We start from the raw sequence: 25,076 nt of genomic DNA, 5'->3' as shown, positions 1-25,076 counted from the left end.
CGGGCGCGCCCCTCCCGTCCGCAGGCCAGCCATGCCCCATTTCTCCGCCTTGCAAGCCCCCCCTGCCCTCACGGCGCATCCCCGGCTGCCCGAACGGCTACCCCTGCGCTTGCAGGATCTGCCGCCGCGCGCGGCGCGGTTCTGCCTGCGCGTGGCGGACTTTCTGACGGCGGAGTTCCGGCGTTTCGCGGCGTCGGGCGGGGAACCATCCCCCACTTCTCCTCCCGGCGGCGCCACGGTCCCCGAGCCGGACGCCCCAAGCGGCACAACGCTGCTGGTGGGCGTCTCTGGCGGGGCCGACTCGCTGGCCCTGCTGCTGGCCCTGCGCTGGCTGGCTCCCCGGCTGAGGCTGCGCCTGCACGCCGCCGTGCTGGACCACGGATTGCGTCCGGAATCTGCGGCGGAAGGCCGCGCCGTGGCCGCGCTGTGCCGCCGTCTGGGCGTACCCTGCCGCGTGGAGCGGGCCGACGTGGACGCGCTGGCGGCGTGCCAGCGGTGCGGCCTGGAAGACGCCGGGCGTCGCGCCCGCTATGCCTTCTTCGAGGCGGAACGGCAACGCACGAACGCGGACTGGATCTGCACCGCCCACCAAGCGGACGACCTGTGCGAGGACATGCTGCTGCGGCTGGTGCGCGGCACCGGCTGGCCCGGCCTGGGGGGCATGTCCGCCCTGGACCCTGCCCGGTGCATCCTGCGCCCGCTGCTGATGACCGAACGCACCGACATCGACGCCTTTCTGGCGGACCTTGGTGTGCAGCCCGTACGCGACCCCTCCAACGCCGACCCGGCCTATCGCCGCAACCGGCTGCGCCATCAGGTGCTGCCCCTGCTGCGCGCGGAAAACCCGGCCCTGGGCGATGCGCTGCGCTCGCTGTGGGAACTGGCCCGCTGCGATGCGGACTACTGGACGCGCCGACTCGGCGGGCTGGACCCCGAAACGGCACCTGAAGCGGTACCTGAAGATTCGCCCCCCACGGCGGGCACCGCCCCGCCCCAATGCATCGTCCTGCCCGCCCGCACCCTGCGCGGCCTGCACCGCGCGGCGCGCCTGCGCCTGTACAAGCGCCTGCTGGACAGGCTTGGTCCCGGCCAGCCGCTGGCCACCGGGCTGATGGCCCTGGATACGGCGTGGCGCGCCGGGCATGGCGGGGCCTGCGTGCAGTTTCCGGGCGGCAAGACGGCGCGGGTGGTGCCCTTGGTGGTGCCCATATCCGCATCCGCCACGGACGGCAATGGCGCTGACGGGGCCGGGGGCATCGAATTCCGCGCGCCCGCCAGCCCCGTGTCTTTGCCGGAACCGGAATAGCCCGGACCATCCTTCCTCGCCATTCCGTCTTTTTTCACAAGGGCCACGAGCGATCTTCCGCCGTCCATTCCCGCCCCGCGCAATGCCCCCGCATTTCGCGCATTTCTCACGAGCTTGCGGGGTCTTCGATTGACAGGGGGCTGCCTTCGCGGTATGCCCTCGTGAAAATTATTACAAGGAGGTTCGGGGTGAATATCCTCATCTTCGGTCCCAACGGTAGCGGCAAGGGCACCCAGGGGGCGCTCGTCAAGAAGAAGTACGATCTTGCCCACATCGAATCGGGCGCCATCTTCCGCCAGCACATCGGCGGCGGCACCGAACTCGGCAAGAAGGCCAAGGAATTCATCGACCGCGGCGACCTGGTGCCCGACGACATCACCATCCCCATGGTGCTGGAAACCCTGAAGGGCGCCGGCCCCAACGGCTGGCTGCTCGACGGCTTCCCGCGCAACATGGTGCAGGCCCAGAAGCTGTGGGACGCGCTGAAGGCCGAAGGTCTGAAGCTGGATTACGTCATCGAAATCCTGCTGCCCCGCGAAGTGGCCAAGAATCGCATCATGGGCCGCCGCCTCTGCAAGAACGACAACAACCACCCGAACAACATCTTCATCGACGCCATCAAGCCCAACGGCGACGTGTGCCGGGTGTGTGGCGGCAGCCTGTCCGCCCGTGCCGACGACCAGGATGAAGGCGCCATCGGCAAGCGCCACGACATCTACTACAACACCGAGGACGGCACCCTGGCCGCCGCCTACTTCTACAAGGATCTCGCCGCCAAGGGCGTGACCAAGTACATCGAGCTCGACGGCGAAGGCTCCATCGACTCCATCAAGGAAACCCTGCTGGCCCAACTGGCCTAGGCGGGATTCCTCCCAGTCCGGACGCACAGCGCCCCGGCCGCATGGCCGGGGCGCTTTTCGTTGCAGCAGTGGCCGCCATCGCGCGCGCAAACGCGAAAAGCCCGCCGGACGAATCCGGCGGGCCGACGCGCAAACGGTAAAGGTGGGACTACTCGACGGAGCCCACGGCCTTGGTCAGGCGGGAAATCTTGCGGGCCGCCTTCTTCCAGTGGATGACGCCCTTGCCGGCGGCCTTGTCGAGCACCGACATGGCCGCGGTCAGGGCCTGGGCGGCGGTGTCCTTGTCCTTCTGCAGGACGGCGGCGCGCACGGCCTTCACCACGTTCTTGATTCTGGTCTTGGCGGCGCGGTTGCGCGCGGCGCGCTTCAGGCTCTGCTTGTGCCGCTTGATGGCAGACTTGTGGTTAGCCAAGGTAACTCCTCCGAATGGCTTCGCAATATATGGTCAATTGAATTCTGGGCTGGAACACGGGGAACCAGTCAATACCCGCATGGCAGGGGCTTGTCAAGCCCGCGCCGCCGCATTCCGCGCCGATGTCGCGCAATCCCGCGGGATTTCGCCACCCGGCACGGCACCGTCGCCGGGGACCGGGGCGGCTGCCCCATGTCCCCTGCCCCCGTTCCGGGGCAAACTACATCTGCAACGCGCCGAAGTCGGCCAGGCGGCCCAGCCGCAGCACCAGCGCCTTCAGCAGGTTCAGCCGGTTGGCGCGCAGCGGGGCGTCGTCGCACATGACCATCACCCCGTCGAAGAAGGCGTCCACCGCCGGGCGCAGTTCGCCCAGCAGGCCGAACAGGCTGGCGAAATCGTCCGCCGCCCACAGGGCGTCGAAGCGGGGGGCCACCTCTTCCAACCGGGCGGCCAGGGCCTTTTCCGCGTCCTCGGCCAGCAGGGCATGGCTGTACGCGCCGTCGAGCACCGCGCCCCCTTCCTGTCCCTGCTTGCGAATGATGTTGGCCGCGCGCTTGAAGGTCAGCACCGCGCCGCCGAAGTCCTCGCGGCGGCTGAAATCGGCCAGCGCCGCAAGGCGCGCCCCGGCGGCGCGCACGTCGATGCCCGCGCCCTCGGGCGTGTCGGCGGCCAGGGCCGCCTCCACCAGCAGCGTTTCGTACCCGGCGGCCATGAAGTGGTTCTTGAGCCGGGCCATGAAGAACTCTTCCAGCTTCGCCTGCGCGTCCGCCGGGGCCAGCTTCCAGGCGCGCTCGCCGTACAGGGCGAGCGCCGTGCGGAACAGTTCGCGCACGTCGATGCGCAGGCCGTGCTCCAGCACGATGCGGGCGATGCCCAGGGCGCAACGGCGCAGGGCGTACGGGTCGGCCGCGCCGGTGGGAATCATGCCCAGGCCGAAGCACCCGGCCATGGTGTCCGCCTTGTCGGCGATGGACAGCAGCGCACCGGCCAGGGTGGCGGGCACCGGGCTGTCCGGCCCGGCGGGCAGGTACTGCTCGGCCAGGGCGGCGGCCACGGTTTCCGTCTCACCCATGCGGCGGGCGTAGATGGACCCCATGATGCCCTGCAACGTGTCGAACTCGCCCACCATCTCGGACACCAGGTCGGCCTTGGACAGACGCCCGGCGCGGGCGCAGGACGCCTCGTCCACCCCATCGGGCGTGCCCGAGGCTTTCGCCAGCCAGGCGCACAGCGCTTCCAGGCGGCGGGTCTTGTCGCCCATGGACCCCAGCGGCCCCAGGAAGATCACGTTGTCCAATTCGGCCAGCCAGGCGTCGAAACTGGAGGCGAGGTCGGTCTTCCAGAAGAAGCGGCCGTCCTCCAGGCGAGCGCGCAGCACGCGCTCCCAGCCCTTCTTGACCAGCGCGGCGTCCTGCGGGGTGAGGTTCAGCACGGTGAGGAAGTGCGGCAGCAGCGCGCCGTCCGGCCCTTCCACGCCGAAGCTCTTCTGGTGGCTTTCCATGCTGGTCAGCAGCACTTGACGCGGCAGTTCCAGGAACGAGGGGTCGATGTCGCCCATGAGCGGCACCGGGTGCTCCACCAGGCCCTGCACTTCGTCCAGCAGGCTTTCCTTCCACAGGATGCGCCCGCCCACGGCCTCGGCGGCGGCGTTGCCGCCCGCCAGGATCATGGCGCGGCGCTCGGCCGGGTCGGGCGTGACGCCGCCCTTCTCGGTGACCACGTTCAGGTAGTCCTCGGCGTCCTTCACCACCAGCGGACCGGCCCCATGGATGCGATGGCCCCAGGTGACCCCGCCGGAGATCACGCCGCCCACCTCGAAGGGCACCACCCCGTCGTCGAACAGGGCCAGCAGCCAACGCAGCGGGCGGCCGAAGGTGAAGTCGCCGCTGCCCCAGCGCATGCGCTTGGGGAACGGCAGCGCGGCCACGATGGCCGGACAGGCGGCGGCGATGAGGTCCGCTGATCTGGCTCCGCCGGTGCGCTTGCGCACGGCGATGTACTCGCCCTTGTCCGTGGTCAGGGTAAAGATGTCGGCCATGTCCACGCCCTGGGTGCGGGCGAAGCCCTCGGCCGCCTTGGTGGGCTTGCCGTCCGCGTCGTAGGCCACGCGCACGGGCGGGCCGGGCACCACCTCTTCCGCCTCGCGCTGCACGGGGTTGATGCCCTCGATGAGCACGGCGGCGCGGCGGGGGGTGGTCAGCACCCGGATGGACTCATGCTCCACCCCGTCGTCGTCCAGCGCGCGGGCGAAGCGTTCCGCCAGTTCCCGCTCCAGGCCGGGCAGGAAGCGGGAAGGAAATTCCTCGAAGCCGATTTCAAGCACGAATTGCGACATGCTCACGTCCCTCTTCTTAGCTGGCGGCCAGCATGGGATAGCCGAGTTCCTCGCGCTGGGCGGCGTACAGCCGCGCCACGGCGGAGGCCAGGGCACGCACGCGGCCGATGTAGCCGGTGCGTTCGGTGATGGAGATGGCCCCGCGCGCGTCAAGCAGGTTGAAGGTGTGCGAGCACTTCAGGCAATAGTCGTAGGCGGGCCACAGCAGCCCTTCGTCGCACAGCCGCCTGCACTCGGCTTCGCAGGCGTTGAAGAAGTCCAGCAGCATCTGCGGGTTGCTGGCCTCGAAGTTGTACTTCGACTGTTCCACCTCGTTCTGGTGGTAGATGTTCCCGTAGGTCACCCGGTCGTTCCACGACAGGTCGTAGACCGATTCCTTGCCTTGCAGGTACATGCACAGCCGTTCGAGCCCGTAGGTGATTTCCACGCTGGTGGGGGCAAGGTCGATGCCGCCCACCTGCTGGAAGTAGGTGAACTGGGTCACTTCCATGCCGTTCAGCCACACTTCCCAGCCCAGACCCCACGCGCCGAGGGTGGGCGATTCCCAGTCGTCCTCCACGAAGCGGATGTCGTGGGCGGCCGGGTCGATGCCCAGCGCGCGCAGGCTGTCCAGATAGATATCCTGCACGTTGTCGGGCGAGGGCTTCAGGATGACCTGGAACTGAAAGTAGTGCTGGAGCCGGTTGGGATTTTCGCCGTAGCGGCCGTCGGTGGGGCGGCGCGAGGGCTCCACGTAGGCCACGTTCCACGGTTCCGGCCCGATGACGCGCAGGAAGGTCGAGGGGTTGAAGGTACCGGCCCCGCATTCCACGTCGATGGGCTGCATGATCACGCAGCCGCGCTTGGCCCAGAAATTCTGCAAGGTGAGGATGACGTCCTGAAAATGCATGCTGTACCCCTGATTGTCCTGGCTTGGCCTGTCGTTCCCTTGCGGGCCGGGCCGCCGGTCCCGAATGGCGGCCCCGCGCTACAGGCGGCGGAACCGCCCGTTGTCCCACGCAAGGCCGATGTGAAACTGTATGAAGCCGTCCACCGCGCGGGTGCACTGCCGCCGCATGGCGGCCCTGCCCCGTGCGCCGGACATGCCGGTCGTGTCGATCCTGTCGGACGGACCCGGCGCGGCCGGTATGGCCTGCGCTGTCTGCGCGGCGGGGGCCACGGGTGGCGCGGGCGGAACCATGTCTTCGCTGTCCATGTCCTCGCTGCCGGACACCGGGCCGAACGGGTCGCTCTCGAACACCGCGCTGCCGTTCCATAGGGGACGGCGCTGCTGATCTGGAGGCGTTGCGGACGCGGGTGCGAAGTCGTCGCCCCGGCCCGGCTGCGCCGGTCCGGCCTGCGTCGCGGCATCCTCCGCCAGCGCGCTGTCCGGCAGGCGGCACAGGCAATCGTCCAGCGAACCGTGTCCGCCGTCGCCAAAGGCAAGGCCCGACAGGCTGCCCGGAAAACGCCCGTCCAGAAAGCGTGGAGACGCCTCGCCCGCGAAACCGTTGCGCGTGGAATCGGCGCGGGGGCTCAGGTCCGGCGTCGCTCCGTCCTGCCCCGGCGCCGGGGGCAGTACGCCCGGCCACAGAAGCGGCGAATTCTCCTGCACAAAGCGCAACACGTCAAGCGCTTCGCGCTCCACCCGCACGCGCGGCCCGGGCAGGGGCGCGCAGGCGTCGCACTGGGCCGCGCCCTCCTGCACCAGAAAGGCCGCGCCGGGGGCGTGGGTCAGGTCCGCGCCGCAGGTGGCGCAACTGTCCATGCGCGGGGCGTAGCCCTGCTCCGCCGCCAGGCGCAGCCGGAACAGCACCGGCAGCATGTCGGGCACGGGACCGCCGCCTTCCAGCAGGTCCAGCACGTCCTCGACCAGTTGGTGCGTGGCCGCCGCGCCTTCCGGGCCGCAGCCCAGGGCTTCGAGAAATTTCAGGCAGTTCACCGCCGCGCCGAAGCGCGGCCAGTCGCGGCGCAGCCGGTCCGGCCCGCGCAGCAGGGTGCCCTCCTGGATGGACAGGTACTGCCCGCCGCGCGTGGACTTGACCCGCAACAGCGCACGGTTGAACAGGTCGAGGCAGCCGCAGAACCGCTTGCGGCTGCGGCAGCCGCCAAAGGCGAAGGCGGTGAGCAGGCCGCGCGTCGGAGACAGGAAGCGGACCCAAAGGTCCGCCTCCCTGAACCGTCCGGTGCGGACGATCAGCACCTGTTCCGAAAACTCCATGCTGTCCTGCCCAGAGGGGCGTGGTTGCCACGGCGTGACGGCGGCGATGCGGCCTGCCGCCCGGTCCACGGATCCGCGCCGTGGCCGGAACCAAGGCCGCTACTGCGCCTGCGGCGGAAACACCAGCGTGCGCACCTGGCCCGGTTCGCCGGCCGCGGGCTGTTCCTGCCCGTTGTAGCGGATGCGCACGCCGCCCGCGTTGCCGAGCTTGAGCGTGAGGCGCTTGGAAAAGGTCAGCGCAAAGGTCTGCCCTTTGTGCAGCGAGAACTGCCGCACGTCGGAATCGTCGGCGCTGGAATGCACCCAGCAGTCGGCAAGGGCGATGACCACGATGCGGTGCGTGCCGCCCGCCAGCACGGAGCCCTCGGTGTCGGCCCCGCCCGTGGCGGCGGCCTCGCTGTCGAACACGCCGTCCTGCGGAGCGACCTGCACGGCAGTTGGCGCCGGAGCGGGGCTGGCGGACGGCGCGGCTGCCGGGGCCGTGCCGTTGCGGGCGGGCTGCGTTGCGGGAACGGTGGCGTTGGCCGCCGGAAGCGTGCCGTTTGCGGCGGGAACAGTGGCATTGGCCGCCGGGACTCCATCGGGAGCGGGAGCCGCGTCCTGCGCCGGGCCGGACTGGACATCGGCTGGCTGGGCATCGGCGGGCTGCGGCTGCGAAACCGGCGGCACGGCAGGCTGCGCGGGCTGGGCCACCTTGGGCATGTCCGCCTCGCGCGCGGCCTGCTGGCGGTAGTACCAGCCGCCGCCCAGGGTGGCCAGCAGAACCAGCACGGCCAGCGCCAGCACCACGGGCGCCATCCCCCTGCGCCCGCGCGCCTGAGGCTGCACCGCCACGGTTTCCGGCAGCGGGTCTTCGGGCACCTCGTAGGGATAGGCCTCGTCCACGGCGCGCATGACCAGGTCGTTATCCACGCCCAGCAGAGACGCATAGGACTTGATGAACCCCCGCGCGTACACCGCGTGCGGCAGTTCGTCCTGCTCCCCTTCCTCTATGGCGCGCAGAACGCGGGCGGAAACCTTGATCCGGACCGCCACGTCGTCGATATCGAGGCCTTTCGCCTCGCGCGCCTCGCGCAGGGCGATGCCGAGTTCCTTGAGTGCCATCTCCTCTCCTTGTCTGGGACAACCGGCGGCAACGCATCCCGGCCGGGCCGCACGCACCGGCCGGGAGCGTTGCGGAACCTAGATGCGAATGTCGATGACGGCCTTGTCGCGCAACTGCTTGGTGTATTCCGTGAAGCGCTCCTGCAGCTTGGGCTCGCGCAGCAGGTTTTCGATCTCGGGGGTGGCTTCCTCCACCGACTGGGAACGGCCAGCCGAAACCTCCACCAGCTTGAGCATCGCCTTGCGGCCTTCCACCAGCATGACCTTGCTCACCTCGCCTGCCTTCAGGCCGTCCAGGGCCTCCTTCCAGGCAGGGGCGAGGTCGGTCCACTTCAGGGTGCCGATGTTGCCGCCAGCGCCGGGGTTGGGGCCGATGGACTCGGCGGCGGCCAGCTGTTCGAAAGTCATCTGGCCGGTGCGTACCTTGTCGGCCAGCCCTTCGGCGTCGGCGGTGGGGGCGAAGATGACCAGGCCCAGGCGCACGGTGCGGTCGGTGACGAACTGCGACTTGTGCGTCTCGTAGTATTTCTTGACCTCTTCCTGGGTGATCACGATCTTGCGGGCGATCATCAGGGTGAGCAGGCGGTGGCGCAGGATGCCCTTGCGCACGCGGTCGCGCATGACGTCCATGGACAGGCCCTGCTGCACCAGCTGGCGCTCGAATTCCTGCTGCGAAAGCTGGCTGCGCTGCACGAACTTGCGCAGTTCGTTGTCCACTTCGCTGTCCTGCACGGTGATCTTCCAGCGCTCCGCCTCCTGGTTCATCAGGATGTCGGTGATCATGGAATCGAGCACCTGCAGGTGCACCTTGCGCACCGCCTCCTGGTGGGCGGGGTTGTTGCGGTCGAGGCCGAGGCGCATCAGGTCGGGGGTGGCCTGGGCCTGCACGTCGAAGAACGTTATCATTTCGCCGTTGACCACGGCTGCGATCTTGTTGATCTGTTCGGCCCGGACCGCCACGGCGGCAAGGCAGACAAAAAGGACGGGGGCGGCAAGGCAGAGGGTGCGGAGCAGCGGACGCAAGGGGCACTCCTGTTTGGTGGTTGGGGGACCGGCCCGGAATCGGCGCCGGGAAGCGTTGCGTACCTAAAGGCCGGTGCACTCCGGTTCGAGAGTCCACGGGGGACGCGTGGTGCCGGGGCGCGCAGGCACGGCCCAACGGGCTTGACCGGACGGGGACGCCGGGCTGGTACCGCCTCGGCAAACCCGGCATGTAATACCTTTTTCCCGTTTATGCAATCAGCCGCAACACTACGTATTATTTCGTCTTTGCCGTGGGTTGCCTGCCGTTTGCCGGGGCCGTGCGCGCGTCCTTGCCGTCCTCGGGGGCGGCGGTCGGCGCGTCCATCCGGGCTCCGGCGGCCGCGCCATCGCCGGGCCCGGCCTCGTCCAGACTGTCCATGGGGCTGTCCACGGGGCCGTCCTGGAGGCCGTCTGGGGGACCGTCTGGGGGCTGCATGCCCTGCCCAGACATGCCCGGCGCACCGGCCGCTCCGGTGGCGTTGCCGCCGTCGGCGGATGCGGAGTCCCTTGCGGCGCCGCGCGCCTCGGGCAGCAGGTGCGTGGACACCCTGATCCGCGCGGTGCGCAGTTCCGCGTCTATCCAGCGGGCGTACGCCTCGTCCATCTTGCGTTCCAGCAGCACCCGTTCCACCAGCGGATAGGCGTGGGAAAGCTCCAGTTGCTTCTCGGGTATCTCGCCCACCAGCAGGAACGACTGGTACCCCCATTCCCCCTGCTTCACGGCGGAGGCCTGCCGGGGCGCAAGCCCGGCCAGTTCCTTGCTCCACAGGGCGGGCAGGCGGTCGCGGCGCATCTTCACCTCGCGCACGGTCACCGTGGGCTGGGCGGCTTCCACGTCGGCGGGCCGGGCTCCGTTGACGGCCATGGCCCTGGCCTTGTCCACGGCGGCCTTGTCCGGCCCGGCCACCACCAGGAACTGCACCCGGCGCGGCAGGCGGTAGTCCTGCCGGTGCGCGGCATAGTAGCCCTCCACCTCTTCCAGCGGGATGCTGATGGCGGGGCGCAGGATCTGGCGCATGAACTTCTGCATGGCGATGCGCGCCCGCAGGCGCGAACGCCACAACTCCAGGTCGATGTATTCCTCGACCAGCGATTTTTCGAATTCCCCCGCCGGGTAGTCGGCGCGCACCTCGGCCTCGGCCTCGGCCACTTCGGCGTCGGTGACCACGATGTTCTCGCGCGCCAGCGCCTGCGCCACCAGTTCCTGCACGATGAGGTCGGACAGCACGTTGCCGTACTGGGCCTGCAACTGCTCCACCGAGGGGGCGTGGCCGGACCAGCTCATGCTGCTCATGTCGTGCACCGCCTCCAGCGTGCGCAGCATGATGGGCCGGTCGTTGACCGTGGCCACCACGCCCTCGGGCAGGGGGTCCTGGCCGCAGCCGGACAGCAGCAGAGACAGCAGCGCCGCGCACAGCAGCGACAGCACGCCCCGCGCACGGCGGTGGCGGGGCTGCACGGAATGGCCGGACCGGGCACGAAAGGGCATGAGCGGGCAAGGGACCATGTGCGGAAGTGCTCTCCGGTTGCGGTGCATGGGCCGGAACGGAAATCGGCCGGGCCGCGCCCTGTCGGCTGGCGCTATGCCTGCGCGGACGGGGCCGCGGCGGCCAGCGCGGCCAGTTCGGTGCGCACCCTGTCCAGCCGCGCGCCCAGATCGCCCTGGGCCTCGGCGGCGGAACCGGGCGCGGTCTCCAGGCGCACCTCCAGCGTGGCCGGGGGCACCAGCCGCGCCCTGCCCTGCCGGGCCGCCACCCATGCCACCAGCCGGTCCGGCGCGATGGCGGTTTGGCGCTCGTCCCAGACCAGCCGCAGCCGTTCGGGGTGGATGTCGGCCCGCACCACCTGCAACGAGGCCAGGAAGCGCTTCAGCACCAGCACGGCCAGGAAGTTGCGCAATTCCGGCGGGCAGGGGCCGAAGCGGTCGCGGAGTTCCATTTCCACGTCCTGCAACGTGGCGGCGTCCGGCGCGGACGACAGGGCCTTGTAGAACTTCAGCCGTTCGCGGGCGTCGCCAATGTACGTTTCGGGGATGTGCGCGGCAAGCCCGATGTTCAGTTCCGGCTCCACCGCCTCGCGCGGGGGATCGCCCTTCAGGCGGGCCACTTCCTCTTCCAGCATTTCCAGATACAGGTCGAGGCCCAGGCGGGTCATGTGGCCGGACTGCACCTCGCCCAGGATGTTCCCCGCGCCGCGCAACCGCAGGTCTTCCATGGCCACCTGGAATCCCGCGCCCAGGTAGTCCAGTTCAAGGATGATGCGCATGCGCTGGCGGGCCTGCTCGGGCAGGCGGTCGGCGTCGGACACCACGAACACCGCGTAGGCCTGCCGGTCGGAGCGACCCACCCGGCCGCGCAACTGGTACAGCTGCCCCAGCCCGAACATCTGGGCCTGGTCCACGATGAGCGTGTTGGCGCGCGGAAAGTCCAGCCCCGATTCCACGATGGCCGTGCAGACCAGCACGTCCAACTCGCCGTGCCAGAACTTGTGCATGGTGTCTTCAAGCTCGCGCTCGCCCATCTGGCCGTGGGCCATGCCCACGCGGGCCTCGGGCGCCAGCCCCCGCACGAACTCCGCCACCCGTTCCAGCCCCTGCACCCGGTTGTGCACCCAGAACACCTGCCCCTGACGGGCGATCTCGCGCTCCAGTATCTGGCGCAGGGCGTTCTGGTCGCGCTCGATGAGCGCGGTGGCCACGGGCTTGCGTTCCGGCGGCGCGGTCTCGATGACCGACAGTTCGCGGATGCCCGACATGGACAGTTGCAGGGTGCGCGGAATGGGCGTGGCGGTCAGGGTCAGGGCGTCCACGTTCTTGCGGAACTTCTTCAGCTTTTCCTTGTGGCGCACGCCGAAACGCTGCTCCTCGTCCAGCACCAGCAGGCCCAGGTTGGGCAGTTGCACATCGTCGGACAGCAGGCGGTGGGTGCCGATGAGGATGTCGATCTGCCCACGCGCGGCGGCGGTCAGCACGTCCTTCTGCTTCTGGCGCGGCACGAAGCGGCTCAGCATGCCCACGTTGACCGGGAACCCGGCCAGGCGGCTGCGGAAGGTCTGGTAGTGCTGCTCGGCCAGCACCGTGGTGGGACACAGCAGGGCCACCTGGCGGCCCTCGGCGGCGGCGCGGAAGGCGGCGCGCAGGGCCACCTCGGTCTTGCCGAAGCCCACGTCGCCGCACACCAGCCGGTCCATGGGCTCCGGCTTTTCCATGTCGTCCAGCACATCCTGGATGGCGCGGGCCTGGTCGGGGGTCTCCTCGAAGCCGAAGGACGCCTCGAACTCGCGGTACAGCTCGCCCAGCGGGCCGTAGCGGTAGCCCTTGGCCACCTTGCGGTAGGCGTACATCTCCACGAGGTCGGCGGCGATCTTCTCGATGGCCTTGCGGGCCTTGTCCTTGCTGGCCCGCCAGCCGGAGCCGCCCAGCTTGTCCAGCGCGGGCGCGGAATCGTCGGCGCCCCCGCTTCCCTTGAAACGCTGGATGAGCGAAAGCCGGTCCACGGGAAGGTAGAGGCGGTCTTCACCCGCGTATTCCAGCAGCAGGAAGTCGTTGGCCACCCCGCCAAGATCCATGCGGTGCAGCCCGCCAAAGCGCCCCACGCCGTAGTCGCGATGCACCAGCAGGTCGCCGGGCGAAAGGTCGTCGTAGCGGTCCAGCCCCAGGAAGGCCCCGGTGGGCACGCGGGGCTGGCGGTCGGCCTTGGGTTGCAGCACGTCCTCGCCGATGACCAGCACGTTGTCCCACGCCAGGTCGATGCCCGCGCGGAACGGGGCCACCAGCGCGTACAGGCCCCGGTCGGCCGGGGAATAGCGCAGGGCCGGGCGCACCCCGTCCTGCTCGGCCAGCTTCAGGAACTTGCGGCGGCTGCGGTCGTTGGCGAAGCTGAGCACCACCTGCCGCCGCTCGGAGGTCCACTGGCGCAGGGCGGTCACCAGCCGCTGCCAGGGCCTGTCTTCATCCACAGGCACCGCGGGAGCCGCGGAAAACAGGTCGCGGAAGGCGTGCAGCCGCCGTTCCGGCAGGTCCACGCCGGTGCGCTCCACGCCCATGACCAGCCGCTCGAAATGGGCCACGGACCGGCCGCGCCAGGCCGTCTCGGCCTCGTCGGCGTCGCGCAGCACCAGGGCGCGCGGCTGGCGCAGGCGGTGCTCGTCGTACTGCCGGTCCAGGAAGGCGTCCCAGTTGGTGCGGGCGGCCTCCAGCGCCGTGGACAGGTCGGCCCGGTCGGGCAGCAGCCACACGGCGTCGCGGGGCAGCCAGTCCTCCATCCAGGTGGCGTTCTCGTACCAGGCGCCGGGCAGAAGCCCGGTGACCTCGCCCTCGGCCATGCGGGCCAGGGCGGCGGCCTGCTCGCCGTCGATGACGCCCTCCTTGCGCAACTGCTTCCAGCGGCGGGCGGCGGCTTCGCGGTATTCGCGGCTGCCCACCACCGGGGCCACGGGCAGCAGGCGGAACTCCTCCAGGCTGGCCAGCGAGCGCTGGCTGGTGGCGTCGAACAGCCGGATGTCCTCCAGCGTGTCGCCGAAGAATTCCAGGCGCAGCGGCTTTTCGTAGCCGGGGGGGAAGATGTCCAGGATGTCGCCGCGCCGGGCCGCCTCGCCGGGGCGGCTGACCATCTGGGCGCGCTCGAAGCCCCAGTCGATGGCCTGGTCCAGCACCAGTTCGGGCGACATGTCTTCGCCACGGGCCAGGCGCAGTTCGTGGTGCTCGAAGATGTCCACCGGCGGCAGCTTGGGCAGCAGGTTGTCCACCGAGACGATGATCCCGCGCGGGTGCTCGCGGCGGCTCAGGGCGTACAGGCTGGCCATGCGCGCGGCCCAGGCCGCGCGGCCGCGCGTGCCCGCAGGGTGCTGCGGAAAGACGATCCACTGCGCGTCCCAGCGGGCCTGGGTCACGGACGGGTCCGCGCCGGAAAGCTCGGGCGAGAACAGGGTGGTCAGGGCGCGGGCCTCGGCCAGTTCGGCGGCGTCGCGCACCACCATGACCACGTCGCGCCCGGCGCGCATCAGGGCCAGGGCCAGGCGGGCGGCCCCGCCCATGCCGCTGCGGGCCACCTCTATCCGCAGGGCCCCGGCCGCCGCAAGGGCGTGGGCTCCACCGGCATGGCTCGCGGCGGACGCAGGCACGGCAAGGCCGGACGCGGCCAGGCGGGATGTCAATTGCTCGAAATTCACGGTGCCTCCGTGCTCCCGCGCGGCCAGTGCCCGGCACGCCCCGACACGCCCGGCAGGCGGGCGCGGCAAGGGCGCGGGTGCGCAGGTGAACGGCAAAAGGCCGCTCCGCCCCTTTTGCCGACGCGGGCGCGGGGGAAGACGGCATGTTTTCGTTGTGGCGCGTGCGGCGCATGCCGCGCGCAGGGCGGGACCTTACCCGGTTCGGCCTTGCGGTGCAATGTCCCCGCGCCGGTCCGGTCCCGGCACGCATTGCCCGGACCCGGCATGCCGGAGGCCCCAATGCGCAACGCCCCGGGGCCTGGGCCGCCGGGGCGCGTGCGAAAACGGGGGAAATGCCTAGATGTGGCCGAGGACGCTCATGTCGTCGTTGGACAGCAGCTTGTCGAGGTCCAGCAGAATCAGCAGACGATCCTGCAGCTTGCCCACGCCGCTGATGTACTCCGACTCCAGCCCCGCGACCACCGGTGGCGGCGGCTCGACCGTGCTCGCGGGAATGCGCAGCACTTCCGAAACGGAATCCACCACGAACCCGACGATCATGTTGTTGATCTCGATGACGATGATGCGGGTATGCTTGTCGTGGCTCTTGGAGTCGAGACCGAATCTGCGACGCAGGTCGATGATGGGAATGACCTTGCCGCGCAGGTTGATGACGCCCTCGACGAACTCCGGCGCGCGGGGAACCTTGGTGATCTCCATGGTGCGGATGATTTCCTGCACCTTCAGGATGTCCACCCCGAATTCCTCGTCGCCGATGCTGAACGTGACGAGTTGCAGCAGTTCATCGTCCTGCTTCTTCTGCGTTGCATCCATGATCAGCTCCTTGGTGCGGGTAGCTACAGTTGCGGCAGTCCGGGCGACGAACGCCGCGACCGCACGCATGATTCTATGCGGAATCACCCGTCAAGGCAAGTGACGCGCCGCTGGTATATTCCTTCGCGCAGCCCGCATTCCCGCCATGGGGCTTGATAATCACGACGCCGTGGCGTAAAAGGTGGCTGCACAGCCCAATGCCAGTCCGTCTGCCCGTGAACCGGCGCGTGAACAGTCATCGTGAACCGTCATGTTGACCCGCGCGGTGGCCGTGCGCCTTGGCGCACGCCCCCCGGCAGGAACGCACCGCACGGGCGCCCGCACCGCTGGCCAGAAACGCCCGAGAGAGGCAGGCGGCCGGCCCGGCGACCGCCCCGGCACCACAACGTCCACCGACGCGGAGGAATGCGGCCCATGGCGCATATGTTCCCCTTCCCCGACGACCTGCCCCTCGCCCTGCAAATCAAGGCTCTCGGAGACGAGGAGTTGCTCGACTTCTGGGAGGAGACCCAGTTCCTCGAAAAATTTCTGGAAGAAGACTTCAACGTGCAGCCGCAGCACTCCGTGGAGTACGAACGGCTGATCCTGCAGGAACTGCAACTGCGTTCCTGTAGACGCAGCCTCGACCGGCGCCCCTAGGCGGGCAACGGCCGAAGCTGCCCGGCACCGCCCCCGGCGGCTGCGTGGAAAGGGCCGCACCCCAACGCAGGGTGCGGCCCTTTCCACATGGTGCGGCCCGCGTGGCCGCAAGCGGCGCACCATGCGCCAGACACCGCGATGGTGCGCCACACCGCATGCAAAGGCCCCCCGCCGGAAGTTCCGGAGGGGGGCCGGGTGCATTCGGGCAGCGGGGTTACAGGCTGGCGGCCCGCCCCACGCAGAAGTAGGCGAAGCCCTGCTCGCCCATAAACGCGGGCGAGTACAGGTTGCGGCCGTCGAACAGCACCGGCGCGGTCAGCAGGTCCTTTACCCGCTCGAAATCGGGGTTGCGGAACTGGTTCCACTCGGTGACCACCAGCAGCGCCTGCGCGCCCCGGCAGGCTTCGTACTGTTCGGGCACGATCTCCACCAGCGGGTTGTCGCCGATGAGCCTGGCCGCGTTTTCCGACGCCACCGGGTCGAAGGCCCGCACGCGCATGCCGTGGGCGGTCAGGTCGGCGATGATGGACAGGGCCGCCGCCTCGCGCATGTCGTCGGTGTTGGCCTTGAAGGCCAGGCCCCACAGGGCCAGCGTCTTGCCCGCCACCCCGCCCTGCGGCGCGAAGTAATCGCGGATGCGCCGGGCCATGGAGACCTTCTGGCGGGCGTTCACGTCCTCCACGGCGTCCAGCAGTTGGGGCAAGGCCCCGGCTTCGCGCGCGGTGTGGATCAGCGCCTTGACGTCCTTGGGGAAGCACGAGCCGCCGTAGCCCACGCCGGGGTAGATGAAATGGTAGCCGATGCGCTGGTCCGAGCCGATGCCGATGCGCACCTCGCGCACGTCGGCCCCCACCTTTTCGCAGATGCCCGCAATCTCGTTGATGAACGAAATCTTGGTGGCCAGCATGCAGTTGGCGGCGTACTTGGTCATTTCCGCGCTGCGGGTGCCCATGACGATGAGTTTGTCGCGGCTGCGGGCGAAGGGCGCGTACAACTGGCGCAGGTATTCGGCCGAGCGCTCGTCTTCCGTGCCGACGACCACGCGGTCCGGCTTCATGAAGTCGTTCACCGCGTCGCCTTCCTTGAGGAATTCGGGGTTAGACACCACGTCGAAGGCGATGTCCGCGCCGCGCGCGGCCAATTCCTCGCGGATCAGCCCGCGCACCCGGTCGGCGGTGCCCACCGGCACGGTGGACTTGTCCACCACGATGAGCGGACGGTGCATCAGGCGGCCGATCTCGCGGGCCACCTGGTCCACGTAGGACAGGTCGCACGAGCCGTCGTCGCGCGAGGGGGTGCCCACGGTGATGAACACGAACTGGGCGCGCGCAAGGCCCTGTTCCAGGCTGGTGGTGAAGACAAGGCGGCCTTCCGCGTGGTTGCGGCGCACCAGGTCTTCGAGGCCGGGCTCGTAGATGTGCACCTTTCCGGCGGTCAGGGTTTCCACCACGGCGGGGTTCACGTCCACGCAGCAGACGTTGTTGCCCATTTCGGCAAAGCAGGCGGCGCTGACCAGGCCGACGTAGCCGGTGCCGACGATGCAGACGTTCATGCGATCCTCGTTATGTTTCGTGCGGGATATGCGGATGTTCGGGAAATGGCGAAGCGGCCGCGCGCTGTTCGAGCGGTCATCTTATATACGCACCCTGCCCTACATCGGTGGCCCGCCGTTCGTCAACGGAGAGGCCGGTGACGCTCCCTGCCCGGCCTCATCCCCCTGCGCGCCCCGGCCAGCAGACCCCGAACAACGTGCCCCAAACAGCGCGCCCTTGACTTCGCGCCCGCAGGGGTGTGAAAATCCCGCACATTCGGTATGTTCACCCCAAGGAGCCGCCATGCCCGTTCTCGTCGTCAACGTGGACCACGTCGCCACCCTGCGCCAGCAACGCCTCGGCAAGGAGCCGGACCCGCTCACCGCCGCCCACATGGCGGAACTGGCGGGCGCGCGCGGCATCATCGTGCACCTGCGCGAAGACCGCCGCCACATCCAGGACCACGACGTGGAACTGATGGCCCGCACCCTGAAGACCCGCCTGCACCTGGAAATGGCCGCCACCGAAGAGATGCGGTCCATCGCCCTGTCCTGCGAGACCCGCCGGCCGCACATGGTCTGCCTGGTGCCCGAAAAGCGCGAGGAGTTGACCACCGAGGGCGGCCTTGCCGTGGCCGGGCGCGAGGCGTTCCTGAAGGACTACCTCGCCCCCATCCACGCAGCGGGCATCCTGTCCAGCCTGTTCATCGAGGCGGACGAGGCCCAGGTGCGCGCCGCCGCCGCCATCGGCTGCCCGTACGTCGAACTGCACACCGGCCACTTCGCCGACGCCCCCACCCGCGCCGCCCAACGGGCCGAGCGGGACAAGATCATGCGGGCCATCGGCCTTGCCCGGTCGCTGGGCCTTTCCGTCAACCTGGGGCACGGCCTGAACTACGACAACATCTACGATTTCGCGGAAGTGCCGGGCATCAGCGAGTTCTCCATCGGCCATTCCATCGTCGCGCGCGCGGTGCTGACCGGGTTCGAGCGGGCCGTGGCCGACATGGCCGCCATCATTGCCCGGTTTCCGGCCTGACGGGCGTATCTTCATGTTGCAGGGACCGGAGGACGCCGCATGATCGTGGGCCTCGGCATCGACGTCGCGGAGCTTTCCCGCATCGCCAGGGCCTGGGAACGCCACGGCCGCCGCTTTGCCGCGCGCGTGCTGCACCCGGCCGAACTGGCCTGCCTGCCCGCCGCGCCCGTGGCGTTCCTGGCCGCGCGCTTCGCCGCCAAGGAGGCCGCCGTCAAGGCGCTGGGCACCGGCTTTTCGCAGGGCATCGGCCCGCGCGACATCGAGGTGCGCCCCCTGCCCACCGGGCAACCCCGGCTGGTGCTGCACGGCAGGGCCGCCGACCGCTTCGCCGCGCTGGGCGCCACCACCGCCCACGTCTCGCTGACCCACGGCCGCGACACCGCCGCCGCCGTGGTGGTGCTGGAGCGGTAGCCCTGCTCGGTCAGCTTCAAGGGGCTGACGGTATCCATCCATGCTGCACAGGAGCCTTCCATGACCCCGAACGACAGACCTGACCGCTGGCGCCTGGAGTACGTGGACCTGCCCGCCCCGGAAGAGATGGCCGGGTGGGACCGCGCCGCCATGGCCGACTTCGGTCTGCGCGAAGAACTGCTGATGGAAAACGCCAGCCGCGAGGCGCTGCACGCGTTGCGCGCGGAACTGGCCGACAGGGCGGGCCGTGCAGGCCAGACCGGCGCGCCAGCCCCCCCCTCCCCTGCCGCCCCCTTCTCCCTTTCCGGCCTGCGGGTGCTGCTGTTCATGGGCGGCGGCAACAACGGCGGCGACGCGGCCGCCCTGGCCCGCCACCTGCTGGACGCCGGGGCCGAAGTGCTGGTGCTGCACACCCGTCCCCTGGGCGGGTATCGCGGCGCTGCGGGCTATCACGCCCGCCTCGCCAAACGCTGCGGCGTGCCCTTCCGCCCGGCCGGAGCATGGCCGCGCAGCCTGCCCGACCCGCGCTGGCTCACGCCGCACGTGGTCGTGGACGGCCTGCTGGGCACCGGCTTCACCGGGACCCTCCGGGAACGGGAAGCGGGGCTGGTGGCCGCCATCAACGAGCTTTCCGACCGGGCCCTGGTGCTGGCGCTGGACATCCCCTCCGGCCTCGGCGGCCTGACCGGCCGCCCCCGGCCCGACGCCGTGCGCGCCCACGCCACCGTCACCTTCGAGGCGGCCAAGCCCGGTCTGGTCCTGCCCGAGGCCGCCCCCTTCACGGGCCGCCTGCACGTGCGGCCCATCGGCATCCCGAAGGCGGTGCGCGCGCTGCATCCCGCCTCGTACCGCATGCTGGACGACGCCTGCCTCGCCGCCCTGCCCGCGCCCGCGCCCTGCATGCACAAGGGCACCGCCGGGCACGTGCTGGTGGTGGGCGGGTCGGAAGGGCTCACCGGCGCGCCGCTGCTGGCGGGGCTTGGCGCGCTGCGCGGCGGCGCGGGGCTGGTCACCGTGGCCTGCCCCGGCGGCCTCGCCGCAGAGGTCAAGGCCGCCACCCCCGACGTGATGACCCTGCCCCTGGGCGAACGCCGCGCCTGGGACCCCGCCGCCCTGCCCGGCCTGCTGGCGCTGGCCTCACAGACCGGGCGCTGCAACGCGCTGGTGGTGGGTCCCGGCATGGGCCGCTCGCCCGAGGCGGCCGAGGTGCTCTCCGCCCTGCTGGCCCTGCCCGGCCGCCCCCCGGCGGTCATCGACGCCGACGGCCTGTTCCCGCTGGCGGAAGGGCTTGTTTCGCTTGATTTGGTGCGTGAAATGGATATTGTTACCCCCCACCCCGGCGAAATGGCCCGCCTCGCGGGCCTTACCACGGCGGACGTGCAACGCGGCAGGGCGGCCACGGCACGGGCCTTCGCGGCGCACTGCGCGGGGGTGCTCGTGCTCAAGGGCGCGGGCAGCCTCGTCACCCGGCGCGACCGGCCCATCACCCTCATTCCCCTTGCCGCACCCACGCTTGCCGTCGCCGGTTCGGGCGACGTGCTCTCCGGTCTTGCCGGAGCCCTGCTGGCGCAGGGCGCGCCGTCCGAGGTGGCCGCCTGCCTTGCCGTGTACCTGCACGCCAAGGCCGGTCAACTGCTGCTGCACGACTACCCCGCGCGGGGCAACACCCCGCGCGAAATCGCCGACGCCATCCCCCGCGCGCGAAAGGAGCACTCCCCATGCTGCTAGCCAAGGACATCATGACCGCCGCCCCCGTCACCGTCACCCCGGAAACCGGCATCGCCGAAGCGGCCCGCCTCATGATCCAGCGCAAGTTCAACGGCCTGCCCGTGGTGGACGGAAAGGGAACCCTCGTCGGCGTCATCTGCCAGAGCGACCTCATCGCCCAGCACAAGAAGCTGAACCTGCCCACGCTGTTCACCGTGCTCGACGGCTTCATCCCCCTGCGCTCCATGAGCGACCTTGACGAGGAGATGCGCAAGATCTCCGCCACCAACGTGGGGCAGGCCATGACGCCGGACCCGGTCACCGTGGGGCCGCAAACGCCCATCGACGAAGTGGCCAGCCTGATGGTGGACTCCAAGTACCACACCCTGCCCGTGGTGGACGCGGGCAGGCTGGTGGGCGTCATCGGCAAGGAGGACGTGCTGCGCACCCTTGCGGGGGCGTAGCCGTCGGGCGCATGGCCCCAGCGAATCCCGTCCGGCCCGTTAGGCCCGACCGACCCATTCGGCCCGTCCGTGATGACACGGTCCTGACCCTGCGGCTGCCGGGCCCCGGCGACACCCTGCGCCTGGGGCGCGCCCTGGCGCTGGCCCTTGCGGCCCGGCCCGGCGCGCGCACCCTGCTGTTGTCGGGCGGGCTCGGCGCGGGCAAGACCACCCTGGTGCGCGGCCTGGTGGAGGCGCTGCCCGGCGGCGAAGACGCCGAGGTCAGCAGCCCCAGCTTCAATATTTGCAACATGTACCCCACGCGGCCGGAAACGGCCCATTACGACCTCTACCGGCTGGAGCAGGCGCCCGGCGCCGCCCTGCCGGTGGCGGACGACGCCCTGCTGGACCTTCTGGAGACGGAAGGCCCCCGCCGGGCGCTGGTCATCGTCGAATGGGCCGAACGCCTTCCGGCCGACGCGCTGCCCCCCGACAGGCTGGAGCTTACCTGGCTGCCAGCCGCGCACGGCAGGCTCATCACGGCCATTGCCCGGGGAGAGGCGGCACGCCGCGTACTGGATGCGACGGCGCGCGAGGTCGCGGACCTCGTGGCGCCGGAAACGGCGGCGGCCCCCGCCACTCAGGCCGCCGCCCGGAAAGACCGGGAGAACACGTAGCGACGCGACCGGGCTCCGGCCCGGAGCACGACCCCACAACGCTGGGCACAACGCTCGACACAACGCACGATAAGGAAGCGGTATGCGTATTCTGGTGCAGAAGTTCGGCGGCACGTCCGTCGCCAACCTCGAATGCATGAAGCAGGTGCGCGAGAAGGTCAGGCGGGCGCTGCGCGACGGCTACAAGCCGGTGGTGGTGCTTTCCGCCCGCTCGGGCGAAACCAACCGCCTGCTGGCCCTGGCCGACGAATGGTCCGCCGACCCCGACCCGGCCGAGGTGGACGCCCTCATCGCCACCGGCGAACAGGTCTCGGTGGCGCTCTTCTCCATGCTGCTCAAGGATTCCGGGATCAAGGCCCGCTCCATGGCCGGGTTCCAGGTGCCCATCACCACCAGCGACGCCTTCGGGCGGGCGCGGATCATGGACATCGACGCCACGCGCCTGCGCAAGGAACTGGAAACCCACGACGCCATCGTGGTGGCCGGGTTCCAGGGCGTGACGCCCGAAGGACGCATCACCACCCTGGGGCGCGGCGGGTCCGACACCAGCGCCGTGGCGCTGGCCGCCGCCCTGGGCTCCGTGGAATGCGAAATCTACACCGACGTGGACGGCGTCTACACCACCGACCCCAACCTGTGCTCCACCGCCCGCAAGCTGGACCGCGTCTCGTACGACGAGATGCTGGAAATGGCCAGCATGGGCGCCAAGGTGCTGCAAATCCGGTCCGTGGAGTTCGCCAAGAAGTACAAGGTGCCCGTCCACGTGCGCTCAACCTTCACCGACACCCCGGGAACCATGGTCACCCAGGAGGATTGCGAGATGGAAGCCGTACTCGTTTCCGGCATAGCATATGACAAGGATCAGGCGCGGGTGACCCTGCGCAGCGTGCCCGACAGGCCGGGCGTTTCCGCCGCCATCTTCGGCCCGCTGTCGCAGCAGGGCATCCTGGTGGACATGATCGTCCAGAACCCCAGCCGCGACGGCGTGACGGACATGACCTTCACCGTGCCCCGCAAGGACCTGAAGAAGACCCTGGCGCTGATGGAGGAAATCCGCAGCCGCACCGGCGCGCAGGAAGTGCTGCACGACACCCAGGTGGCCAAGGTTTCGGCCATCGGCGTGGGCATGCGCAACCATTCCGGCGTGGCGGCCAAGGCGTTCGCCGCGCTGCACGCGGAAAACATCAACATCCTGATGATCAGCACGTCGGAAATCAAGATTACCTGCCTCATCGAGGAAAAGTACACCGAACTCGCCGTGCGCACCCTGCACGACGCCTTCGGCCTGAATCGCGATCTCGGCGACGCATAGGGCCACCGTCATGACCCGGCGCATACAACTGTACGACACCACCCTGCGCGATGGCTCGCAGTCCGAGGACATCAACCTCACCGCGGCCGACAAGCTGAAGATCGCCCTCAAGCTGGACGAACTCGGCATCGACCGCATCGAGGGCGGGTGGCCGGGGTCGAACCCGGTGGACGTGGCCTTCTTCAAGGAGATAGCGAACTACCACCTGAAGCATGCGATGATCAGCGCCTTCGGCAGCACGCATCATCCCAACTTCACGGCGGACAGCGACCCCAACCTGCGCGCCATCGCGGAATCCGGGGCGCGGGTGGCCTCCATCTTCGGCAAGTCGTGCGAGGTGCACGCGGCCGAGGCCCTGCGCCTGGACGCCGCGCGCAACCTGGAGATCATCGGCGACTCGGTGGCCTTCCTGAAGGGGAAGCTGGCCGAGGTGTACTTCGACGCGGAGCACTTCTTCGACGGGTACAAGCACAACGCCGCCTACGCGCTCAGCGCGCTGCGCCGCGCCCACGAGGCGGGCGCCGACGTGCTGGTGCTGTGCGACACCAACGGCGGCACCCTGCCGCACGAGGTGGCGCGCATCGTGGCCGAGGTGCGCGAAGCGCTGCCCGGCGCGGCCGTGGGCATCCACGCCCACAACGACTGCGAACTGGCCGTGGCCAACTCCGTCGCGGCGGTGCAGGCCGGGGCCTCGCAGATCCAGGGCACCATCAACGGGGTGGGCGAACGCTGCGGCAACGCCAACCTGTGCTCCATCATCCCCACGCTGGAACTGAAGTTCGGCGGCGACTACACCTGCCTGCCCCAGGGGAGGCTGCAACAGCTCACGGCGGTGGCCGCCTACGTCTCGGAGGTGGCCAACATCCCGCCGTTCAGCCGCCAGCCGTACGTGGGCCGCTCGGCCTTCGCCCACAAGGGCGGGGTGCACGTCAGCGCGGTGAACCGCAAGTCGTCGCTGTACGAGCACATCAGCCCCGACGTGGTGGGCAACCGCCAGCGCATCCTGATCACCGAACTGGCCGGACGCAGCAACATCGTCTCGCTGGCGCGGCGCTTCGGCTTCCACCTGGACAAGGACGAGCCGGTGGTCAAGGGCCTGCTGACCGAACTGAAGAAGAAGGCCAGCCTGGGCTACGACTATGCCGCCGCCGAGGCATCGGTGGAGCTGCTGATCCTGCGCAAGCTGGCCCGGCGCGGCGTGCGCGAGTTCTTCCGGCTGTTGCAGTTCCGGGTGCTGGAAACCAAGCACGACAGCGAGGGGGATCCGGTTTCCGAAGTCTCGGTGATGGTGGACGTGGAGGGCGTGACCGAACACACCGCCGCCACCGGGCGCGGCCCGGTGAACGCGCTGGACAACGCCCTGCGCAAGGCCCTGATGGGCTTCTACCCGCGCCTGAGCGAGATGCGCCTGCTCGACTTCAAGGTGCGCGTGCTGACCGGCGCGGAAACGGGCGGGGGCACGGCCTCCACCGTACGGGTGCTCATCGAGTCGGGCGATTCCGACAGCCGCTGGGTGACCGTGGGCGTCTCGTTCAACATCATAGAGGCAAGCTGGCAGGCCCTGGCCGATTCCGTCACCTACAAGCTGTACAAGGACGAGCACGCCCGCAGGGCGGGGACGGACGGCGAATAGAGTCGAACACGCCCGCAGGAGCCCCTCCCCGCCGCCGTCCTCCCGGCTGCATCACGACCAGCAACGCCCCGGCCATGTGGCCGGGGCGTTGCAGACTGCTGACAAACCCAAATTCTTCCGGGGGAGGGACCCTTTTGGAAAAGGGTCTCCTCCCCCGGCCCCCCTCCCCCCAAAACTCTTATTTGTGTTCTCCGTGCATTATGAGAATGCAAAACACGGGGTTCCAAGGGGCCACAGCCGCTCTGCGATCGCCATCCGTAATGCTCGAAGACTCGCATAACGGCTGCCGTCCTTGGCCGCCGGAGGCGTCCAAAAACAGACGTTGTCAACGACCAGCAACGCCCCGGCCACATGGCCGGGGCGTTTTTGTATGTAGAAAACCCCGCGCTATGCGCGGGGTTCTCGTATGCTTACAGCTATGGTGGTGTAAGAAAAACTCCTTTTGATTTGTTATGGAAGACC

The 25,076-nt window shown here is 69.5% G+C and carries 19 protein-coding genes and 2 pseudogenes; 10 read left to right on the top strand and 11 right to left on the bottom strand.

Annotation, left to right across the window (positions count from 1 at the left end; all coding sequences use genetic code 11):
* The first annotated feature begins 31 nt into the window (after positions 1-31).
* Both tilS and ACR4XJ_RS15640 read left to right on the top strand, forming a co-directional pair.
* Positions 32-1,306, top strand: a complete 1,275-nt coding sequence (tilS, locus tag ACR4XJ_RS15645; RefSeq protein WP_434756079.1) for a tRNA lysidine(34) synthetase TilS — start codon at positions 32-34, stop codon at positions 1,304-1,306.
* 188 nt (positions 1,307-1,494) lie between these two features.
* Complete coding sequence (locus ACR4XJ_RS15640; protein ID WP_434756078.1) at positions 1,495-2,166, top strand: adenylate kinase; 672 nt, start codon at positions 1,495-1,497, stop codon at positions 2,164-2,166.
* Between the two features lie 148 nt (positions 2,167-2,314).
* Here the strand turns inward: ACR4XJ_RS15640 and rpsT are convergent, their stop codons facing one another.
* From rpsT to ACR4XJ_RS15590, 10 genes and pseudogenes are all read right to left on the bottom strand, one after another.
* Complete coding sequence (gene rpsT / locus ACR4XJ_RS15635) at positions 2,315-2,578, bottom strand: 30S ribosomal protein S20 (RefSeq protein ID WP_035064368.1); 264 nt, start codon at positions 2,576-2,578, stop codon at positions 2,315-2,317.
* A gap of 220 nt (positions 2,579-2,798) precedes the next feature.
* The gene (glyS, locus tag ACR4XJ_RS15630) at positions 2,799-4,913 is read right to left on the bottom strand and encodes a glycine--tRNA ligase subunit beta (protein ID WP_434756077.1); all 2,115 of its coding nucleotides are present in this window, start codon (positions 4,911-4,913) and stop codon (positions 2,799-2,801) included.
* Positions 4,914-4,929: 16 nt separating this feature from the next.
* The gene (gene glyQ, locus ACR4XJ_RS15625; RefSeq protein WP_434756076.1) at positions 4,930-5,802 is read right to left on the bottom strand and encodes a glycine--tRNA ligase subunit alpha; all 873 of its coding nucleotides are present in this window, start codon (positions 5,800-5,802) and stop codon (positions 4,930-4,932) included.
* Between the two features lie 78 nt (positions 5,803-5,880).
* Positions 5,881-5,967: pseudogene (locus ACR4XJ_RS15620) on the bottom strand (DNA repair protein RecO); the annotation flags it as partial.
* A gap of 513 nt (positions 5,968-6,480) precedes the next feature.
* Positions 6,481-7,113, bottom strand: a pseudogene (gene recO / locus ACR4XJ_RS15615) (DNA repair protein RecO); the annotation flags it as partial.
* Between the two features lie 99 nt (positions 7,114-7,212).
* Positions 7,213-8,217 (bottom strand): RodZ domain-containing protein, encoded by a 1,005-nt coding sequence (locus ACR4XJ_RS15610; RefSeq protein WP_434756075.1) that lies wholly within the window; start codon positions 8,215-8,217, stop codon positions 7,213-7,215.
* A gap of 78 nt (positions 8,218-8,295) precedes the next feature.
* A complete protein-coding gene (locus ACR4XJ_RS15605) occupies positions 8,296-9,240 on the bottom strand; it encodes a peptidyl-prolyl cis-trans isomerase (protein WP_434756074.1) in 945 nt (314 codons plus the stop codon).
* A 235-nt stretch (positions 9,241-9,475) separates the two neighbouring features.
* Complete coding sequence (locus ACR4XJ_RS15600; protein ID WP_434756073.1) at positions 9,476-10,747, bottom strand: peptidylprolyl isomerase; 1,272 nt, start codon at positions 10,745-10,747, stop codon at positions 9,476-9,478.
* 74 nt (positions 10,748-10,821) lie between these two features.
* Positions 10,822-14,409 (bottom strand): transcription-repair coupling factor, encoded by a 3,588-nt coding sequence (mfd, locus tag ACR4XJ_RS15595; protein WP_434756072.1) that lies wholly within the window; start codon positions 14,407-14,409, stop codon positions 10,822-10,824.
* Positions 14,410-14,745: 336 nt separating this feature from the next.
* Positions 14,746-15,222 carry a chemotaxis protein CheW gene (locus tag ACR4XJ_RS15590; RefSeq protein WP_012611435.1) on the bottom strand — a complete coding sequence of 159 codons (477 nt, stop codon included), beginning with the start codon at positions 15,220-15,222 and terminating at the stop codon, positions 14,746-14,748.
* A gap of 414 nt (positions 15,223-15,636) precedes the next feature.
* Between ACR4XJ_RS15590 and ACR4XJ_RS15585 the strand changes: the two genes are divergently transcribed.
* A complete protein-coding gene (locus ACR4XJ_RS15585) occupies positions 15,637-15,861 on the top strand; it encodes a hypothetical protein (RefSeq protein WP_012611434.1) in 225 nt (74 codons plus the stop codon).
* A 214-nt stretch (positions 15,862-16,075) separates the two neighbouring features.
* Here ACR4XJ_RS15585 and ACR4XJ_RS15580 read toward each other — a convergent pair whose 3' ends face one another.
* Entirely contained in the window at positions 16,076-17,413 is a 1,338-nt protein-coding gene (locus tag ACR4XJ_RS15580; protein ID WP_434756071.1) for a UDP-glucose dehydrogenase family protein, read from the bottom strand.
* A 283-nt stretch (positions 17,414-17,696) separates the two neighbouring features.
* On the opposite strand from ACR4XJ_RS15580, the gene ACR4XJ_RS15575 reads away from it, so the two are divergent.
* From ACR4XJ_RS15575 to cimA, 7 genes are all read left to right on the top strand, one after another.
* Complete coding sequence (locus tag ACR4XJ_RS15575; protein WP_434756070.1) at positions 17,697-18,431, top strand: pyridoxine 5'-phosphate synthase; 735 nt, start codon at positions 17,697-17,699, stop codon at positions 18,429-18,431.
* Between the two features lie 39 nt (positions 18,432-18,470).
* Entirely contained in the window at positions 18,471-18,842 is a 372-nt protein-coding gene (locus ACR4XJ_RS15570; protein WP_434756069.1) for a holo-[acyl-carrier-protein] synthase, read from the top strand.
* Positions 18,843-18,902: 60 nt separating this feature from the next.
* Positions 18,903-20,570, top strand: coding sequence for an NAD(P)H-hydrate dehydratase (locus ACR4XJ_RS15565; protein WP_434756068.1), 1,668 nt, complete (start codon positions 18,903-18,905; stop codon positions 20,568-20,570).
* Positions 20,561-21,013, top strand: a complete 453-nt coding sequence (locus tag ACR4XJ_RS15560) for a CBS domain-containing protein (protein ID WP_434756067.1) — start codon at positions 20,561-20,563, stop codon at positions 21,011-21,013. The genes ACR4XJ_RS15565 and ACR4XJ_RS15560 overlap by 10 nt, the downstream gene beginning before the upstream one ends.
* An 83-nt stretch (positions 21,014-21,096) precedes the next feature.
* Positions 21,097-21,669 carry a tRNA (adenosine(37)-N6)-threonylcarbamoyltransferase complex ATPase subunit type 1 TsaE gene (tsaE, locus tag ACR4XJ_RS15555; protein WP_434756125.1) on the top strand — a complete coding sequence of 191 codons (573 nt, stop codon included), beginning with the start codon at positions 21,097-21,099 and terminating at the stop codon, positions 21,667-21,669.
* 82 nt (positions 21,670-21,751) lie between these two features.
* Positions 21,752-22,981: an aspartate kinase gene (locus ACR4XJ_RS15550; protein ID WP_434756066.1), complete on the top strand. Its 1,230-nt coding sequence runs from the start codon at positions 21,752-21,754 to the stop codon at positions 22,979-22,981.
* A 10-nt stretch (positions 22,982-22,991) separates the two neighbouring features.
* Positions 22,992-24,614 carry a citramalate synthase gene (gene cimA, locus ACR4XJ_RS15545; RefSeq protein ID WP_434756065.1) on the top strand — a complete coding sequence of 541 codons (1,623 nt, stop codon included), beginning with the start codon at positions 22,992-22,994 and terminating at the stop codon, positions 24,612-24,614.
* Positions 24,615-25,076 lie beyond the last annotated feature (462 nt).

Origin of the sequence: Nitratidesulfovibrio sp. D1, assembly GCF_051133415.1 — a bacterium.
Taxonomy (GTDB): Bacteria; Desulfobacterota; Desulfovibrionia; order Desulfovibrionales; family Desulfovibrionaceae; genus Cupidesulfovibrio.
Note: the sequence above shows the minus strand (reverse complement) of the source record. Positions and strands in the feature narration are given on the sequence as shown.

Coding starts and splice junctions, on each gene's coding strand:
- ACR4XJ_RS15590 (WP_012611435.1), bottom strand. CDS start 15,222: ATGGATGCAACGCAGAAGAAGCAGGACGATGAACTGCTGCAACTCGTC.
- ACR4XJ_RS15580 (WP_434756071.1), bottom strand. CDS start 17,413: ATGAACGTCTGCATCGTCGGCACCGGCTACGTCGGCCTGGTCAGCGCC.
- tilS (WP_434756079.1), top strand. CDS start 32: ATGCCCCATTTCTCCGCCTTGCAAGCCCCCCCTGCCCTCACGGCGCAT.
- ACR4XJ_RS15575 (WP_434756070.1), top strand. CDS start 17,697: ATGCCCGTTCTCGTCGTCAACGTGGACCACGTCGCCACCCTGCGCCAG.
- ACR4XJ_RS15560 (WP_434756067.1), top strand. CDS start 20,561: ATGCTGCTAGCCAAGGACATCATGACCGCCGCCCCCGTCACCGTCACC.
- ACR4XJ_RS15600 (WP_434756073.1), bottom strand. CDS start 10,747: ATGGTCCCTTGCCCGCTCATGCCCTTTCGTGCCCGGTCCGGCCATTCC.
- ACR4XJ_RS15550 (WP_434756066.1), top strand. CDS start 21,752: ATGCGTATTCTGGTGCAGAAGTTCGGCGGCACGTCCGTCGCCAACCTC.
- glyQ (WP_434756076.1), bottom strand. CDS start 5,802: ATGCATTTTCAGGACGTCATCCTCACCTTGCAGAATTTCTGGGCCAAG.
- ACR4XJ_RS15565 (WP_434756068.1), top strand. CDS start 18,903: ATGACCCCGAACGACAGACCTGACCGCTGGCGCCTGGAGTACGTGGAC.
- ACR4XJ_RS15610 (WP_434756075.1), bottom strand. CDS start 8,217: ATGGCACTCAAGGAACTCGGCATCGCCCTGCGCGAGGCGCGCGAGGCG.
- cimA (WP_434756065.1), top strand. CDS start 22,992: ATGACCCGGCGCATACAACTGTACGACACCACCCTGCGCGATGGCTCG.
- ACR4XJ_RS15585 (WP_012611434.1), top strand. CDS start 15,637: ATGGCGCATATGTTCCCCTTCCCCGACGACCTGCCCCTCGCCCTGCAA.
- glyS (WP_434756077.1), bottom strand. CDS start 4,913: ATGTCGCAATTCGTGCTTGAAATCGGCTTCGAGGAATTTCCTTCCCGC.
- ACR4XJ_RS15570 (WP_434756069.1), top strand. CDS start 18,471: ATGATCGTGGGCCTCGGCATCGACGTCGCGGAGCTTTCCCGCATCGCC.